Below are 16,245 nucleotides of genomic sequence, written 5' to 3'. Positions count from 1 at the left end.
GGTCCTTGTGCTCAGACGCCGTCTGATGGCCCTGTTCGCCGTTCCCATGATGATTTTCGGCGCCGTGGTGGTGTCGCCTGGTCAGGCATCCGCCGCCAAGTGGTACTGCAACGCGCGCTGCGACTGGAAGGACCCGTCGGCCTACCCGCCCGCCGGTCCGTGCGCCGACGACGGCGAGACGATCTACACGGCGACGTACTACGGCCGTACGCTCCAGCTGCGCTACAGCGACAACTGCGAGACCGTCTGGGGCCGGCTCTACGGTGGTCAGACCCACGACATCATGGTGCTGTACCGCAACGGCGCCAGCACGGTCCAGTACGAGTACTTCAAGGGCGCGAACGAGTGGACGCCCATGGCGGACGACCACGGCGTCACGACCAAGGTGTGCCTGCAGCCGGACTGGAGCACCAACGTCAAGTGGATCTGCACCGGGGCGTACTGACGATCTTGCCTGGGCCGCCCAGAATGGGTGGATGCAAGGTTCGTGGCGGGGAATCGTGGTTCAGCTCGGCGACAGTCTGCGCACCGTCGCCGAGCTGGGTCCCGGGCAGAGCGCGAGTTTCGGGCGCGGCCGCCCGGGCGCACAGGCCGACATCGACCTCGCCGGCGCCGGGGTTTCCCGCATGGCCGGGGTGCTCACCGCCGTCGAGGACTACTGGCTGATCAGCAACCTCAGCGCGCGAAGCACGTACGTCGTCGAGAATCCCGAAGGCGGCGGCGAGTTCATCAAGGTCGCCCCGCGCCGGCTCGACATGCCGGTGCCGTTCGAGTTCTCCCGCGTCGTGCTGCCGGGATCCGACGGGCCGATCACCCTGTTCGTCTATGCGCCGCGGCACCACTACGCCGATCCGCACGACCTCCGTGCGGATTCCGGGGACGCGACGCGGGTGGCCTTCCCGCTCGACGAGACCGCCAAGTATTTCCTGATCCTGGTCGCGCTGTGCGAACCGCGGCTGCGCGATGGCACGTCACCGGTGATCCGCACAGTGCCGGAGATTCTGCGCCGGCTCGGTGAACTGCCCGCGACCCAGGGCATGACCCGGTCCGCGGTCGCCTTCCACATCGACTATCTGGCCCGCACCAAGCTCCGGGTCAAGGCGCCGGCCGAGAGCTCCGAGGGCCGGGCGGACTGGCAGCGGGCGGCACTGATCTCGGTCGCCCTGCAGTTCGACCTCGTACGGGAGGAGCATCTGGCCCTGCTCCCGCCGATGTCAGCCGCTGGGCGGGGCGTAGGCGGCGAGCGCCTGCCGTAACCGGTCGACGTACGCCGCGAGCGCGGGCCGGCCCGGCGGTACCCCGCCCGCCTCCCGCACCGTCGTGGCGGACGTGCGATAAGCCACGGCGATGTTGACTCTCGGGTCGCCCGGAAGACCCTCCAGAGCCGACTGATACCTGCACAGGTAGTCGCCGACCGGCGGGATCGACATCTCCGGCGTGAACGGGGGCGCCGGTGGCGTCCGGCGCTGCCCCGGCGGCATGTAGTACTGAAGGACGGTCGGTGTCCACCGGGCGATGCCGTACTCGTCGTTCGCCGGGTCGCTGAAGTCCGGATCGAAATCGGTCTCGGCCTTGAGCATCGCCGCGACCAGCAACGGCGTGACGACCGGGTTGTCCGGGCATCTGGTGCCGGCCGTGACGATCAGATCGTAGTATTCCGGCGGGATATCGGCGTCGACCCGGAAGTGCCTGCTGTAGCCGTCTTGCCGATCGCCGTCGTCAAGGCTCCTGACCACCGGAACCGCAATCCCGGCGGCCATCAGAATCCCCGCGAGCGCCGCCACCGCCATCAGGCCATGCCGCCTCGACCGAGCTTCCCTTTTCCCTGTACGCACACGTTCGAGGAGCCGATCCGCGGTGTGTTCGCGTCGGCTGTCGTGGTGCGGGGCGAGGCAGTCGGTCACGAATTCCCGCCAGAACGGGCTCAGCGACTCGGGCAGCGCGAGCTCGGCCCGGCCTTCCGCATACGCGGCCGCGGCGCTGGACCGGGCCCGCGCGTTGACGCCGGGGAACGGCATCCGTCCGGTGAGCAGCTGGCACGCTGTCACTCCGAGGGCCCAGATGTCCGCGGTCTGCCGTACGGCCACGCCCTTGGCCTGAAGCCCTTCCGCCCAGCGCTCCGGTGGCGTGTAGTCGGTGGTACCGGCCGGTGGCAGATAGGCGTGCGTGCCGGCGAGCTCGGTGGACAGCCCGAAGTCGGCCAGCCGCGCCGAACCGTCCGGCATCAGCAGGACGTTCGCCGGTTTCAGATCGCCGTGCACCCAGCCCTGATCGTGCAGATAGGCCAGCCCGGCGCAGACTTCGGTGAGCACTCGCTCCGCGTCCGGGAGGCCATCCTCCGCCAGTGCCTGCGCGGCCGATCCGGCCGCCAGTTCCAGCACGATCGCCGTGGCCCCGTCGAGCTCGGGCGCCGCGGGGTCGTCGACCACCAGCACGTCCAGCATCCGGATCAGGTTCGGATGCTGGAGCTCACGATGAGCCGCCAGCTCCCGATCGACCATGTCGCCCAGACCGGCCAATTGCCGCGGCGTCAGCGTCCCGGTCGGCACGACCTTGAGCGCCGCCCGCCGTCCCTCTCCCCCACCGTCCGGCGTCTCCTCGGCGACCAGGTAGACGCTGCTCCAGCTACCGTCGTCCAGCGGCTCTACGACCCGCCACGTCCCGATCCGATATCCGGGCGCGATCCCCGCCACCCGCCGCGCGTCCCCCACCGATCCACCTACCCTCTGCTGTGGACGGTCAGGCTACCGGGCTCGTCCCGCGGCGGAAGGATCAGCCGATTCCGTACGCGCGGAACACGGTGACCTCGGTGTAAGCGCCGCCGGCGACCGTGGCGCGGGCCTTCAGGGCGACCGCGCTGGTCTTCGGGTTGGTGATCGTCGCGTACCAGGTGCCGTTGATTTTCTGGACCGGCACGGTGCGCCACGTCTGGCCGCTGTCCGGGGACATCTGGGCGGTCATCTTGGTCAGCTTCGGGTCGGTGCCGCGCTTGGCGTCGGGGTTGTCGGCAATACGGAGCAATCTCAGCGCGACCTTGGTGGTGCTGCCCGCCTTGGCCCGGTTGGTCAGGCTGAGGCCGGTCGGCAGCATGTGCACGGAATAGACCCCGGCCACCACGCTGGCCTTCGGCTTGGCCTGGAACCGGTACGTCACCCGGCTGGTGGTCGACATCATCCCGGACGGGAAAGTGATCTCGGGGTAGTAGCGGGTGGCGGTGTTGGTGAGCGTGTACCAGCCGGCCTTCTTGACCGTGTATTCCAGGGAGGTCGAGTTCGGCTCCCAGCCCTTGTCCTGCTTGCCGGCCACCCTCTTCCCGCCGAACGTCAGGGTCGCCACGGCCTTGTCGCCGCCCTCGACCGAGCCGTCACGCGGATATCCCGGATCGGCGAACATCTCGTTGAGCTCGAACCAGAGGTGCCCGTTGACCGTGAGCGGCAGCCGCGCGCTGGGGCCCCAGGCGGAGTTGAAGAAACTCAGGTTGTGCGTCTTCCCGGCGGTGATCGTGCGCCGCGCGAAGTAACTGCCGATGTTCCAGGTCTCGCCGGACTTCGTGGCGGCCGACGAGCTGACCCGCACGTCCCAGGTGCCCGGCGAGACGAGCACGTTGGTGGCGGTCGGCCGGTCGGTGCCGCCGAGCCCGGCGTACAGGTCGTTGCCGCAGCCGCTGGTGATCGGTTGCATCGCCAGGTCGGAGCTGCTGGAGCCGGACGGGCCGCGCTTCTGCACCACCCGGAACGTGCCCAACTGGCTGCGGTTGAAGGTGCGGCCGAGGCCACCCGGCACGCCGGTGGTCTGATGCAGCACCGCATAACTGGTGGAGCCGCCGAGGCTCTCGCTCCACGAGCCGAGCGCGGCGAAGCCGAGGTATTTCGAGGCGAACGGGACGATGAACAGCTTCGTGCTGCCGGAAGCGGTCACCTCGACCTGGTCGCTCGCGCTGGTCCGGGTGCAGATGCGCATGCTGATGGAGCGGTCGAGGCCGGTGGGGGCGGGCTTCAGGGCGAGTCCGACCCCCTTGCCCTGACGGGCGTCGATCGTCAGCTTGGCCGAGCCGGACACCTTGATCGCCTTACCGGACAACGTGACCGTGTCGCCGGTGGTCACCGAGGTCAGGACGGCGTACGTGCCCTTGGGCAGTTTCTTGGCCGTGCCGGAGGTCGCCGAGTAGGTGGTGCTGCTCGCCACGTCGACCAGCCGGAGGCCCGCCTTCACCTTGACGCCGTTGCGGTTCAGAACGGTGACGGTGAGGGTGTGGGTGGCGGCCACAGCGGCGCCGCCCATGCCCAGCAGCAAGGCGGGTATCACGGCGAGGGCCAGACCGCGCCCCAGGCGGGCACGCGTGACGAAAGAGAACATGGCTATCCCTGCACGAGGAGGAGGCGAGCCGTGATCATGCCATAGAGGACGGTACGGTGTCGTCCCCTTGCCCACGCAGCCTCAATGCGCCCCGGAAGCATTAATCGGATGCCCGCTCCGGGCCCGCGGGCCTAGCATCGGGGCATGAGTTTCAGGCAGCTGCTGACGACGACGCCGGGGTGTCCCGGCGTGGTTCTCCGCTGACCTGATCCGCAGCGACAGACACGGCCCCGGGCGAGATGCCCGGGGCCGTTTCGCATGCCCGGAGTCTCGCCCGCCCAAGCAAGGGAGAGATCCGATGCACATCGACCACCGCAAACTCGGGCGCGAGCTCGACCTCTTCGACTCCGACCCGCTGATCGGCGCGGGACTTCCGTTCTGGCTGCCCGGCGGGGCCGCGGCCCGGCACGTGGTCGAGTCCTATCTGCATGAGCTGGAGCGCCGCAACGGATACCAGCACGTGTATTCGCCCGCCCTCGGCAAGCGGCAGCTCTTCGAGAAATCGGGGCACTGGCGCAACTTCGCCGAGGACATGTTCCCGCCGATGGCCATGGGCGGGGACGAACTCGTGCTGCGGCCCAGCCTGTGCCCGCACCACGCGCTGATCTACAAGTCGCGCGGGCGTTCCTATCGCGATCTGCCGTTGCGCATCGCCGAGCTGGGACCGATGTACCGGGCCGAACGCTCCGGGGTGCTCGGCGGGCTGGCCCGGGTACGGGCCATCCAGCTCAACGACGCGCACATCTTCTGCGCCGCCGATCAGGCGGCCGCCGAGGTGGCCGACGTGCTGCGGCTGATGCGGCAGGCGCACGCGGCGCTCGGCATCGAACCGTCGTCGTTCCAGCTTTCGCTACGCGGCGAGGGCAAGAAATACGGCGGGGACGAGGCCGGCTGGGCCTCGGCCGAGCGGCTGCTGCGCGAGGCCCTGGACGCCGCGGGCGTGGACTACGCGGCGGTGCCGGGCGAGGCCGCCTTCTACGGCCCGAAAATCGACGTGCAGGTCGCCGACTCGGCCGGCCGCGAGTGGAGCCTGGCCACCGTTCAGGTCGACTCTCACCAGCCGGAGGCGTTCGGCCTCGAATACGCCGACGCGTCCGGCGGCCGGTCGCGTCCGGTCATGGTGCACCGCAGCCTGGCCGGGTCGATGGAACGGCTCTTCGCGCATCTGATCGAGGTGCACGACGGGGCTTTTCCGCTCTGGTACTCGCCCGTGCAACTCGCCGTGCTGCCGATCTCCGACGAGGAAGCGCCGGCGGCGAACGCGCTGATGCGGGCCGCGATCGCCGCCGGGTTGCGGGCGTCCATCGCGTACGACGGTTCGATCGGGGCGCGCATCCGGTCGGCCGCCGGGAGCCGGATCCCGTACGCGGGAATCATCGGGAAGCGGGAGGCGCCGGACGGCCTGGTCGCCCTGCGGCATCGCGACGGGCGTCAGTTGCCCGCGATGCCGGTGGATCGCGCGATCGAAATGCTCAGCGAGGAGGCGAAAGCCTAGCGTCGACCTCGATCTCGATGCGCATGCGCGGGTCCGCCAGGCCGCACACCATCATGGTGGCGGCCGGGCGGACCTCGCCGAAAGCACGGCGCAGGACGGGCCAGCACGGCTCGAAGTCGGCGCGATCGGGAAGCAGATAGCGCACCCGTACGACGTCGGCCAGTGCGCATCCGGCCTCGGTCAACGCGGCCTCGATGTTGCGGACGCACTGCTCGGCCTGCTCGACCACGCCCTCGGGGATCGACATCGTGGAGTAGTCGAAACCCGTGGTGCCCGAGACGTAGACCGTGTCGCCGTGGACCACGGCCCGGGCGTACCCGATCTGTTCCTCGAACGTCGAACCGCTGAAGATTCTCGTCACTCGGCCGACTCGGCCAGCCCGTAGGTGAGCGCGTCGACCAGTGCCACCCACGACGCCTCGACGATGTTCTCGTGCACGCCGACCGTCGTCCAGTCGCGGTCCCCGTCGCCGGTTTCCAGCAACACGCGGGTGATCGCGTTGGTGCCGTGGCTGCCTTCGAGGATGCGCACCTTGAAGTCGGTCAGCTCGAAGTTCTTGAGCTGCGGGTAGTACTGGGTCAGGGCGGCGCGAAGGGCCTCGTCGAGCGCGTTGACCGGGCCGTTGCCCTCGGCCGTGGCGATGACCCGCTCCCCCCGTACGCGAACCTTGACCGTCGCCTCGGAGACCACCGAACCGTCCTCGCGGTGCTCCACCTGCACCCGGTACGACTCCAGGTTGAACGGGCGGCCGAAGCCCTCACCCGGCAGTTCGCTCCGCACCAGCAGCTCGAACGACGCGTCGGCGGCCTCGAACGACCAGCCGCCCGCCTCCAGATCCTTGACCCGCCGCGTGACCGTGCTGAGCGTGTCCGGATGGCCGGCCAGGTCGATCCCGAGCTCGCGGCTCTTGAGCTCGATGCTGGCCCGGCCGGCCATCTCGGTCACCAGGATCCGCATGTCGTTGCCCACAACCGACGGGTCGACGTGGTTGTAGAGCAGCGGATCCACCTTGATCGCGCTCGCGTGCAACCCCGCCTTGTGAGCGAAGGCAGCGGCCCCGACGTAGGCCTGGTGGGTGTCGGGGGCGATGTTGGCGATCTCGGCGAGCGCGGACGAGACCCGCGTCGCCTTCTCCAGGCAGCCGTCCGGTAGGACCTGCAGCCCGAGCTTGAGCTGGATGTTGCTGACCGTGGCGAACAGGTCCGCGTTGCCGGGCCGTTCGCCGTATCCGTTCGCGGTGCACTGGAAGTGCTTGACCCCGGCCTCGACGGCGGCGACCGTGTTGGCCACGGCGCATGAGGTGTCGTTCTGGCAGTGGATGCCCAGAAGATCAGCCGAGACGCCCGTACGCTCGACGACCTCGTTGATGGCCTTGGTGATCATCGAGGGCAGCATGCCGCCGTTGGTGTCACACATGATGACGCGCTCGGCTCCGGCGTCGATCGCCGTCCGTACGACGCTCGCCGTGTATTCCGGGTCGAAGCGGAAGCCGTCGAAGAAGTGCTCGCAGTCCACGAACGCGCGGCGGCCGTTCGCGACCAGGTGGCGTACGGTGTCGCGGACCATGGCCAGGTTCTCGTCGCCGGTGGTGCGGAGCGCGCGCTCGACGTGCCGGATGTCGCTCTTGGCGACCACGCAGACGACCGGGGTCTCGGCGTCGAGCAGGGCCTGGACCTGCGGGTCCTGTTCCGTCACGGTGTTGGCCTTGCGGGTCGCGCCGAACGCCACCAGAACCGCGTTCTGCAGCTGGAGTTCGGTGCGGGCGCGCTGGAAGAACTCCGTGTCCTTGGGCATCGCGCCGGGCCAGCCACCCTCGATGAAGCCCACGCCGAACTCGTCCAGCAGCTTCGCGACCGCCAGCTTGTCGGCGACCGAGTAGCTGATCCCCTCACGCTGCCCGCCGTCGCGCAACGTCGTGTCGAAGACCTGGTACTCCATGGCGCGTTCCCTTCAAGGATTTGATGGTGGCCCAACAAAAAGACCCCCCGCGGATGCGGGAGGTCTGCGCGTCGGCGAAAAGTCAGCCGGCGCGCTAGGTGCGAATAATCAGCACGGAGTGGGTCACGTTCCGAAGCATGCCACGCACTCGGGGATGTGGAACAAGAAATCCACGGACTGGGACAAGGTCCCTCACCCGGGGGACACTTCCGCGTCACAGCGTCGTTCGATCGGGCGGGTTAAGTTGGGTTCGTGGCTGTCGAACAGTATTCCCGCAACCTCGGCTTCTCGGCGACCTACAACTTCCGCGACGTCGGCGGCTACAGCGGCCTCGACGGCCGCAAAGTCCGCTGGCGGCGGCTCTTCCGCTCGGACGCGCTGCACCGCCTGGGCGAGGACGACACCGCCGCGTTCGAGGCGCTCGGTGTGCGTACGGTGATCGACCTGCGCCGGCCGTTCGAGATCGAGAGGTACGGCCGGGTGGCCGAGCGGTACGGGCTGGCGTACCAGAATCTGGTGCTCAACCACGTCGACTGGGAGACGATCGACCACCCGGACGACGTGGTGCACGAGCGGTGGCTGGCCGACCGCTACCTGAACTTCGCCGAGGACGGCCGCGAGGCGATCCTGGCCTCGCTGCAGATCATCGCCGACCCGGCCCAGGCCCCGGTGATCGTGCACTGCATGGCGGGCAAGGACCGTACGGGCACGGTCTGCGCCCTGTCCCTGTCGTTGCTGGGCGTGTCCGACGAGGACATCGCGGCCGACTACGCCTTGACGACGAAGGCCATGCAGCCGCTGACGGCGCACCTGCTCGAGAAACACCCGTCCGCGGTCCTCGGCAAGCAACACATGTGGGATTCACCGCCCGCCGCGATGCAGATGTTCCTCGACGATCTGCGGGCTCTGCACGGCTCGGTCGAGAACTACGTGGCCGAGATCGGCCTGACCGACCGCGAGGTGGCCGCCATGCGAGCCCACCTCCTGGAACCGAACGCGGCGTAAGCGGGCCCGCTCGCGCGGGATTCAACTTGTTCTTGGATCAAATCTCTGGCCCGGACCACAGAATGATGAGTTGCAGCTGGCCTGCGGCGAAGAACGGCAGCGAGTGGTCACCGTGACCACCCACTCACCGCGACCGCAGTAATTCATTGAAGCAATCCCAGCTCGCGCTGCGGCACCGACCGGACCACCGCTGTTGCAGGCTCAGCAATGCGCCGGGGCGGGAAAGCGGGTCGGGCATCCGTCAGATCATGCGCGGATGCCCGACGCCGGGCTTTGTCAGAGGACGCGGTGGACCCAGCCGAACGGGTCTTCGGCGCGGCCCCTCTGGATGTCGACCAACTGCTTGCGCAGGCCCGCGGTGACCTCGCCGGTGCCGCCGTCGGCGATCGTGAAGCCGCCGTCGGCCGACTTCACCGTGCCGATCGGGGTGATCACGGCGGCAGTGCCGCAGGCGAACGCCTCGCGGATGGCGCCGGAGGCCGCGCCCGTACGCCATTCGTCCAGGCTGACCGGGCGCTCCTCGACCTTGCGGCCGGCCCGCTCGGCCAGCTTGATGACCGAGTCGCGGGTGATGCCGGGCAGGATCGTGCCGGTCAGCGGCGGCGTCACCAGGGCGCCGTCGTCGAGGACGAAGAAGACGTTCATGCCGCCGAGCTCGTCGATGTATTTCCGCTCGACCGCGTCGAGGTAGACGACCTGGTCGCACCCGTGCTCGATGGCTTCGGCCTGCGCCGACAGGCCCGCCGCGTAGTTGCCGCCGCACTTGGCCGCGCCCGTGCCGCCGGGAGCCGCGCGGGTGTAGTCGGGGGTCACCCAGACCGACACCGGCTTGACGCCGCCCGAGAAGTACGGCCCGACCGGGGACGCGATCACCAGGTACAGGTATTCCATCGCGGGCCGCACACCCAGGAAGACCTCACTCGCGTACGCGAAAGGTCGCAGATAGAGGCTGCCCTCGTCGCCCGGCGGAAGCCAGGAACGGTCGATCGAGATGATCTCGCGCAGCGACTGGAGGAACGTCTCGACGGGCAGCTGCGGCATGGCCATGCGCTGCGCGGACTGGGCGAAACGGAGCGCGTTCGCATCCGGACGGAACATCGCGACGCCGCCGTCGGGCAGCGTGTACGCCTTCAGCCCCTCGAAGATCTCTTGCGCGTAGTGCAGCACGGCCGACGCCGGATCCATCGGGATCGGGGCGCGCGCCTCGACGCGGGGCTCATACCAGCCCTTGCCGTCGGCGTAACGGATCGTGACCATGTGATCGGTGAAGATGCGGCCGAAGCCGGGGTTGGCGAGGAGCGCGGCGCGCTCGGCATCTGCCACGGGTGCCGGGTTCGGACGGATCTCGAACTCGAGGTTGTCACCACCGCTCATGACAAGTGGACCTGCTTTCGTCAACAGAAGATTTTAGGCATGCGGAAGCACCCGTAGTGCTTCATGAACTTACCCCGAACGCTCGTTAAAACAACGGGCGTGGGTGAAGAGACCGCTGGCGCGGGGCCCTGTGGGAGAGGCGCGGCCTAGAGTGCGGCCGCGACGCGGTCGCCGACGTCGGCGGTGCGCAGCGGGGCTCCCGGGGTGCGGGAAGCGACCTCGGCTGCGACCGCCTCGGATACTCGGTGGGCCTCGTCATGGTGGCCGAGGTGCTCGAGCAGAAGCGATGCGGAGAGGATGGCGGCCGCCGGGTCGGCGATGCCCTGACCGGCGATGTCCGGCGCGGAGCCGTGTACGGGCTCGAACGTCGACGGATACTTGCGCTCCGGGTTGACGGAGCCGCTGGCCGCCATGCCGATGCCGCCGGTAACGGCAGCGGCGATGTCGGTGAGGATGTCACCGAAGAGGTTGTCGGTCACGACCACGTCGTACCGCTGCGGGTTGCTGACCATGAACATGCTGGCCGCGTCGATGTGCTGGTATTCGGTGGTGACCTCGGGGAACTCGGCCGCGACGGCCTGGAACGTGCGCGCCCACAGACCGCCGGCCTTGGTCAGCACGTTGGTCTTGTGAACCATCGTCAGGTGTCGGCGGTCGCGGCGCTGGGCGCGGGCGAACGCGTCCCGGATGACCCGCTCGACGCCGTGCCGGGTGTTGAGGCTCTCCTCGGTCGCGATCTCGGCCGGGGTGTCCTTGTGCAGAACCCCGCCGGCGCCGACGTAGAGACCCTCGACGCCCTCGCGGACCACGACCATGTCGATCTCGCCGGACTTGACCCCCGCGAGCGGGCTGGTCGTGCCGGGCCAGAGCTTGGACGGGCGCAGGTTCACATACTGATCGAAGTCGAAGCGGAGCTTGAGCAGCAGGCCGCGCTCGAGAACGCCGGGCGGGACGCTGGGATCGCCGATCGCGCCGAGCAGGATGGCGTCGTGCAGGGCCAGCTCGTCCTGGATGGCCTGCGGCAGCACCTCGCCGGTGCGGTTGTAGAACCGGGCGCCGAGGTCGTACTCGTCGAACTCCGCCCCGGGGAGCACAGCCTCAATGACCTTGCGAGCCTGCGCGGTCACCTCGGTACCGATGCCGTCGCCGGCCACCACCGCGATCCGCGCCACGCTCACGTCTGCTCCTCAAGGTCTGATGCGATCGGGACCCAGGCTAGCGCCTGGGTCCCGATCTTCGGTACGCCGGTCCCACCTAGTGAACGTTAAGTCGATACCGGGCGGTAACGTCAGTCGGCCGGGAACCCCAGCGCGACCGCCACCGCACGGAGATCACCGAGGTCGCTCACGCCCCGGAAGAGATCCTCGAGCCGGTTCTCCGCCTGCTCCACGGAGAGGCGGCCTTCGAGTCCCGTCCCGGACAGGTCGCCGTGGGCCTGCGCGTGCCAGCACACCGCGGCCACTATGCCGAGAGCCACCGACAGCGTATTTCGCGTCGCCTCCACGTAGCCGTAACAGGTTCCCGTCGTGGCGTCGTAACTCATCTGGTCCAGGTCGACCCGCGCCGCGCCGCCGGCGGGGTCGTCGAGCAGCAGCGAGACGCTGAACTCATGGTCCCCGGCCGATCCGGCGGACGGTACCCGCCGGATCGGCCCGGACGACCGGTGGATCAATCGTCCGAAGGCCGTCTCGATCCGGGGAACGATGTCCTCCGGATCCACCGGGCGCCCCTCGGAGATCACCCACTCAACCGCCATAGTGCACCCAGCCGTCCTTGGTCCGGATCGAGATCTTGGAGAACGCCCGGCCACCCGCCATGCGAATGAGGTGGTCGATGCCCGTCGCGTCCGCGGCCGAGACGTCCGTCGCCCGGATGAACAGGACAGCTCCCTTGTCACCGTAGCCGTTCTTCAGAACCGACTTGCGGGCCTTGTCGGCCGCGCTCTTCAGCGCGTTGACCGGGTTGGTGGGGTTGGGTTCGAGCTCCTTGAGACTGGCCGGGATGTCGTTCCAGAATCCGTCGATTCCGGGCTCGTTGCCGTTGCCCCCGGTCTGCCCCTCGAAGTGGCCGCCGACCTCGTCCTTGATCTCGTTGGCCTGGTTGTATTCCTTGTCGGAGAGCTTGTTGCGGTTGACCGTGCCGCCACAACCGCCCGGGAGCTCCGGGTCGTTGTGGACGAGTACGGCCCGACCGGCCGCCACCACGTAGTACGTGTGGAAGTCGGCGATGGTCAGGTTGTGCACCCGGGTGACCGCGGTGTGCGGCCGCACGGCGGCGACCTGGACCCGCGTTCCGGTGCTGGTGCGCAGCCACTGCCCGGCGGACAGATCGGCGGCCGGCACCCACTTGGCGAGCGCGGGAACCCAGAACGGGTGGTTGCCGGTCGCCACGACGGCAGCGGTCCGGTGGCCCCGGGCGCCGTCGACGTCGATCGTGACGTCGATCAGCTGCTTGGTGCCTTTGCTGGTGATGGTGTCGGTGACCGTCTTGGCCGTGGTGCGGCCGGTGGCGGTGTCGGTGGCCAGAACACGGTCGCCGATCCGCAGCTGCTCGATCGGGCGGGTGGCGCCGTTGGCCAGCAGCACCCGAGTGCCGGGCAGGAAGCTGCTGGGCCTCTTGATCGGGCAGAAGTCGGCTTCGCGCTTCTTCTTCTTGGCCAGGTCGGTGAGCTCGTCACGCTTCTTGGCCGCGTCCTTGATCTTGTCCAGGAACTTGAGCAGCTTCGGAGCGAGTTTGGCCAGCTTCAGCGTCGCGCCGAGAATCTTGGTGGCCGGCAGCAGGTTGACGAGGGTCCACAGACACGCCTCGACGTTCCCGTCCATGACGCAGCTCTTGATGTCGCCGAGACCGGACAGGTCCATGAACAGGTCGTAGGCGTTCTCCTTGAGCCAGTCGAGCACGCTCTGACCGGCCTCGTCGTGCGCCGCCGCCAACGCGGCCTGTTGCTCCGGGGTGAGGTACTTGGACAAGTCCGGGTCCGGCGCACCCGGCGGGCCGCCGAGCGCGTCGGCCATCTCCTGCGCCTGCCGTTTGCGTTCGGCCGCTTCGGCCCGCTCGGCCGCCTTCTGCGCCTCGACCGCGTGCTCCAGTGCCTTGCCGGCCGCCGTCGCCGCGCTGTCGGCGTACTTCTGCGCGTTGTCGGCGGCGGTCCGAGCAGCTGCGGCGGAGGCTTCGGCCCGGTCGGCCGCACCGCGAGCCGCGGCCGCGTCCGCCTCTGCGGCACTCGCCGCGCGGCCGGCCGCGTCGGCGTCCGCCTGAGCATCCTGGGCTGCCTTGCCCGCGATGGCCGCGTCGCCGGCGGCCTCGTTGGCGGCCTGCCGGGCCGCGGCCGCGTCCGCCCGCGCCTGGGCGTCGGCCCGGGCTGCACTGGCGGCCGCGGCCCGGGCCGCTGCACCGTCCGCCGCGGCCTGGGCCGCCGCCTTCTTGGCCTCGGCTGCGGACACCGCCGCGTCAGCGGCGGATTTCGCCGCCGCCGCGGCCGCGACGAAGGCCGGCTTCACCTGCTGGTTCGCGAGATCGGCGGCTTCCTGGGCCCGGCGCGCGGCCAGCACCGCCTCGGCCGCGCGTGCGGCCGCGGCGTCAGCCTGCTCCTGACCGATCGTCTTGGCCTGCTCGGCGACCAGCTGGACGAAGTCGGCGTCGATGTCGGCTCCGGCGAACGGGTTGACCATGCCGATCGCCGTGTTCGCCGGTTCCGCGATTCCGGCCGCAGACTGCCGCGCGGCGGAAGCCGCACGCACCGCGATCTCGGCTTGAGCCGCGGCCGCGACCGCCTCGGTGGTGGCCGCCTCCGCCTCGTCGCGGGTCCGGTTGGCCGCCCACAGGGCCTGGACGGCTTCCTCGGCCGCCGACCGAGCCGCCTGGGTGGCAGCATCCGCGGCCCGGGCCGCGCGCACCTCCTGCGCGGTGGCCTCGGCCGCCTTCGCGTCCGCGCGCACCCTCGCCGCGTGCGTCACCTTGGCCTCGGACTCGGCCTTGTCCGCGGCCGCATCCGCCGCGTCCGCCGCGGCTTGGGCCCGCTCGGCGGCCGCCCAGGCCCGATCGGCCGCCTCCTGCGCCTGTGTTGCCGAGGCCCGCGCGTTCGCCGCCGCGCCGGTCGCCGTGTTCGCGGCCGATCGCGCCGACCGTGCCGCGGTCCCGGCCACGCCGGCTTCCCGGTCGGCCGCGTCGGCCTGCCGCTGCGCCTCTTCCTTCTCGCTCTGGCTACCGGCGGCCGCCACGCCGGCCCGCATTGCCGCGGCCTTCGCCTTGGCGGTCTGCTCGGCGCGTTCCGCGGCGATGGCCGCGTCCCGCTCCCGGCCCGCGGTCCCTTCGTGCTGCCATGCCCGGTCGGCGGCCGCGGAGGCCGCGTTCTGCGCACCGTCGGCGCGCTGGTGGGCGCCGTTCGCGATGGCGGCCTGCGCGTCGGCCTGGGCCCGGGCGTTGCGGGCGACGGCGGCCTGGGCTTCCGCGTCGGCCCGGTGCCGGGCCGCGTTGGCCCGCTCGGTCTCGGCGATCTGCCGCTGCCGCTTGGCCTCGGCCGCCTCGGCCTCGGCCTTGAGCCGGTGCTGGTGCACCTTTTCCGCCGAGGCCCACGCCTTGGCCTCGGCCGCTTCGGCTTGCTGCCGTGCCTTCTTCGTGCGCTCGGCCGCCGTCTTCGCCGCGGCCGCCTGCTTCGCCGCCGCGGCCGCCAGCTTCGCGGCCGACTTGGCGTGCTCCTCCGCGTGCTGCCGCCACTTGATCGCCTGCTGCGCGTGCGCCTCGGCCTGAGCCTGGGCGCCCTGCGCGTTGTTCGTCGCAACGGTCGCGTCGATCGCGTACTGCGCCGTCTGAGCCGCCCCGACCGCCGCCGTGGCCGCCTCACTCATGCCCTGAGTGATCAGGGACCATTCGGCGCCGTATTCGAGGCCGGTCTCGACGAGGTCATCGGCGGCGGTGGTGGCGATCGCCGCGGCGACACCGGCTTCCCGGGCGGCCTGCTGGGCGTAGCCGACCTGACGCTTGGCCTCGGTGTTGGACGCCGCCAGCTCCGTCGCCTTCTGCGCCGCGGTGCCGGCCCCGGTCAGGACACGCGAGGAGTGCCGGGCCGCGTTGGCCGTGGCCGCCATCGCGTTGGCGGCCTGCTGCAGAGCCCGTACGCCGTCGCCGTGCGCCACCAGCAGGCGCCGGCGCGCCTCGGAGGCCCGAGCCGCCCGCTGGGCCAGGTCGGACAGTTCCTCGGCCGCCTTGTTTCGCGCCTCGAGGTCCTTGAGGTATTGCTCCCGCTCGGCGGCATCGGCCCGCGCGGCAGTCAGGTAGCCGCCGTTGAGGAACGCGTTGATCGCGGCGTTGTCGCCGGCCAGCGCGATCTCCGCGGCACGCTTGACGTTCGACTCCGCCGGCGCCGCCGCGGCGACCAGCCGTACGCGCTCCCGCAGGGTCGCCGCACGCTCCTGGGCGGTCCGGGTGACCTGCGCGTCACGGTCACGGGCGATGTCCGCGCCGTAGGCCAGGAACGCCGCCCGGTCGCTGTCGCTGCCGGCGAGCACCCGGTCGACCTCGGCGTTGAAGGTGGCGCCGCCGGTGCCCTTCATCGCCTTGACCCGGGCGAGGTTGTCGGCCGCCTCCTGCTTCTTCCGGGCGGAGATCTGCTTCTCCAACGCCGGCTTGTCGACGTTCGCGAACTTCGCGATCGCCGCCGGGTCGCCGGTCGCCAGGGCGGCCAGGGCGGCGTCGCGCACCTCGGGCTCGGCCGTGAACTGGGCGACGTCGGCGACCGCCTTGCGCCACCGCTCGTCGATCGCCGAGACGCCGGTGGACCCGTTCCAGGTCTCGGTCACCAGGGGCGGCACCACGATCGGCGTCGACACCAGGGCCCGTACGCCCGAGGGCACGGCCAGGGCCGGTGGCGCGTGCAGAGTCGTGCCCACCAGGGCGGCGGCCAGCGCGGCGAGTGTCACCGCGCGTATCCGCTGAGAAATCTTCACTGCTGGTAATCCCCGTTTCAAGGCGTGCCGGAACCGGACGGCCCGATGGCCGTCGTCGGAGGCAAGGAAGAAGCCGGGGCTCAGCCGATGGCCGAGATCGTTGACGCGCATCCGCGCATGGCGATTACCCCC

The 16,245-nt window shown here is 70.2% G+C and carries 12 protein-coding genes; 4 read left to right on the top strand and 8 right to left on the bottom strand.

All coding sequences use genetic code 11. From position 1 onward, the window contains the following. The first annotated feature begins 7 nt into the window (after nucleotides 1-7). Together ACZ3I4_RS28455 and ACZ3I4_RS28450 are read left to right on the top strand one after the other, a co-directional pair. Nucleotides 8-445: a DUF2690 domain-containing protein gene (locus ACZ3I4_RS28455; RefSeq protein WP_465385089.1), complete on the top strand. Its 438-nt coding sequence runs from the start codon at nucleotides 8-10 to the stop codon at nucleotides 443-445. 31 nt (nucleotides 446-476) lie between these two features. Continuing rightward, entirely contained in the window at nucleotides 477-1,256 is a 780-nt protein-coding gene (locus ACZ3I4_RS28450) for a hypothetical protein (protein WP_465385088.1), read from the top strand. On the opposite strand, the gene ACZ3I4_RS28445 is transcribed toward ACZ3I4_RS28450, so the two are convergent. Together ACZ3I4_RS28445 and ACZ3I4_RS28440 are read right to left on the bottom strand one after the other, a co-directional pair. After that, a complete protein-coding gene (locus tag ACZ3I4_RS28445) occupies nucleotides 1,215-2,711 on the bottom strand; it encodes a serine/threonine-protein kinase (RefSeq protein ID WP_465385087.1) in 1,497 nt (498 codons plus the stop codon). The two genes, ACZ3I4_RS28450 and ACZ3I4_RS28445, sit on opposite strands and share 42 nt — an antisense overlap. A gap of 61 nt (nucleotides 2,712-2,772) precedes the next feature. Next, nucleotides 2,773-4,356, bottom strand: a complete 1,584-nt coding sequence (locus ACZ3I4_RS28440; protein WP_465385086.1) for a hypothetical protein — start codon at nucleotides 4,354-4,356, stop codon at nucleotides 2,773-2,775. A 298-nt stretch (nucleotides 4,357-4,654) separates the two neighbouring features. Here ACZ3I4_RS28440 and thrS point away from each other — a divergent pair, with 298 nt between their 5' ends. Continuing rightward, nucleotides 4,655-5,851, top strand: a complete 1,197-nt coding sequence (thrS, locus tag ACZ3I4_RS28435) for a threonine--tRNA ligase (RefSeq protein WP_465385085.1) — start codon at nucleotides 4,655-4,657, stop codon at nucleotides 5,849-5,851. On the opposite strand, the gene ACZ3I4_RS28430 is transcribed toward thrS, so the two are convergent. Both ACZ3I4_RS28430 and cimA read right to left on the bottom strand, forming a co-directional pair. Then, complete coding sequence (locus tag ACZ3I4_RS28430; RefSeq protein ID WP_465385084.1) at nucleotides 5,829-6,212, bottom strand: RidA family protein; 384 nt, start codon at nucleotides 6,210-6,212, stop codon at nucleotides 5,829-5,831. The genes thrS and ACZ3I4_RS28430 overlap by 23 nt on opposite strands. Next, nucleotides 6,209-7,789, bottom strand: coding sequence for a citramalate synthase (cimA, locus tag ACZ3I4_RS28425; RefSeq protein ID WP_465385083.1), 1,581 nt, complete (start codon nucleotides 7,787-7,789; stop codon nucleotides 6,209-6,211). Before cimA ends, ACZ3I4_RS28430 begins: the two co-directional genes overlap by 4 nt. A gap of 252 nt (nucleotides 7,790-8,041) precedes the next feature. Between cimA and ACZ3I4_RS28420 the strand changes: the two genes are divergently transcribed. Then, nucleotides 8,042-8,794, top strand: a complete 753-nt coding sequence (locus ACZ3I4_RS28420; protein WP_465385082.1) for a tyrosine-protein phosphatase — start codon at nucleotides 8,042-8,044, stop codon at nucleotides 8,792-8,794. A 276-nt stretch (nucleotides 8,795-9,070) separates the two neighbouring features. On the opposite strand, the gene ACZ3I4_RS28415 is transcribed toward ACZ3I4_RS28420, so the two are convergent. From ACZ3I4_RS28415 to ACZ3I4_RS28400, 4 genes are all read right to left on the bottom strand, one after another. Then, on the bottom strand, nucleotides 9,071-10,168 hold the full coding sequence (locus tag ACZ3I4_RS28415; RefSeq protein WP_465385081.1) for a branched-chain amino acid aminotransferase: 1,098 nt from the start codon (nucleotides 10,166-10,168) through the stop codon (nucleotides 9,071-9,073). A gap of 146 nt (nucleotides 10,169-10,314) precedes the next feature. Continuing rightward, the gene (locus tag ACZ3I4_RS28410; protein WP_465385371.1) at nucleotides 10,315-11,340 is read right to left on the bottom strand and encodes a 3-isopropylmalate dehydrogenase; all 1,026 of its coding nucleotides are present in this window, start codon (nucleotides 11,338-11,340) and stop codon (nucleotides 10,315-10,317) included. A gap of 116 nt (nucleotides 11,341-11,456) precedes the next feature. Continuing rightward, nucleotides 11,457-11,924: a hypothetical protein gene (locus tag ACZ3I4_RS28405; RefSeq protein ID WP_465385080.1), complete on the bottom strand. Its 468-nt coding sequence runs from the start codon at nucleotides 11,922-11,924 to the stop codon at nucleotides 11,457-11,459. Next, nucleotides 11,914-16,113: a polymorphic toxin-type HINT domain-containing protein gene (locus ACZ3I4_RS28400; protein ID WP_465385079.1), complete on the bottom strand. Its 4,200-nt coding sequence runs from the start codon at nucleotides 16,111-16,113 to the stop codon at nucleotides 11,914-11,916. Before ACZ3I4_RS28400 ends, ACZ3I4_RS28405 begins: the two co-directional genes overlap by 11 nt. Nucleotides 16,114-16,245 lie beyond the last annotated feature (132 nt).

This window comes from Actinoplanes sp. NPDC021490, assembly GCF_055562135.1.
The sequence above is the reverse complement of the archived record's forward strand: the minus strand, read 5'-3'. Positions and strand labels throughout refer to the sequence as shown.

Bases quoted from the DNA above. Each gene is read 5' to 3' on its own strand.
- ACZ3I4_RS28450 (WP_465385088.1), top strand. From the start codon at position 477: ATGCAAGGTTCGTGGCGGGGAATCGTGGTTCAGCTCGGCGACAGTCTG.
- ACZ3I4_RS28440 (WP_465385086.1), bottom strand. From the start codon at position 4,356: ATGTTCTCTTTCGTCACGCGTGCCCGCCTGGGGCGCGGTCTGGCCCTC.
- thrS (WP_465385085.1), top strand. From the start codon at position 4,655: ATGCACATCGACCACCGCAAACTCGGGCGCGAGCTCGACCTCTTCGAC.
- cimA (WP_465385083.1), bottom strand. From the start codon at position 7,789: ATGGAGTACCAGGTCTTCGACACGACGTTGCGCGACGGCGGGCAGCGT.
- ACZ3I4_RS28415 (WP_465385081.1), bottom strand. From the start codon at position 10,168: ATGAGCGGTGGTGACAACCTCGAGTTCGAGATCCGTCCGAACCCGGCA.
- ACZ3I4_RS28405 (WP_465385080.1), bottom strand. From the start codon at position 11,924: ATGGCGGTTGAGTGGGTGATCTCCGAGGGGCGCCCGGTGGATCCGGAG.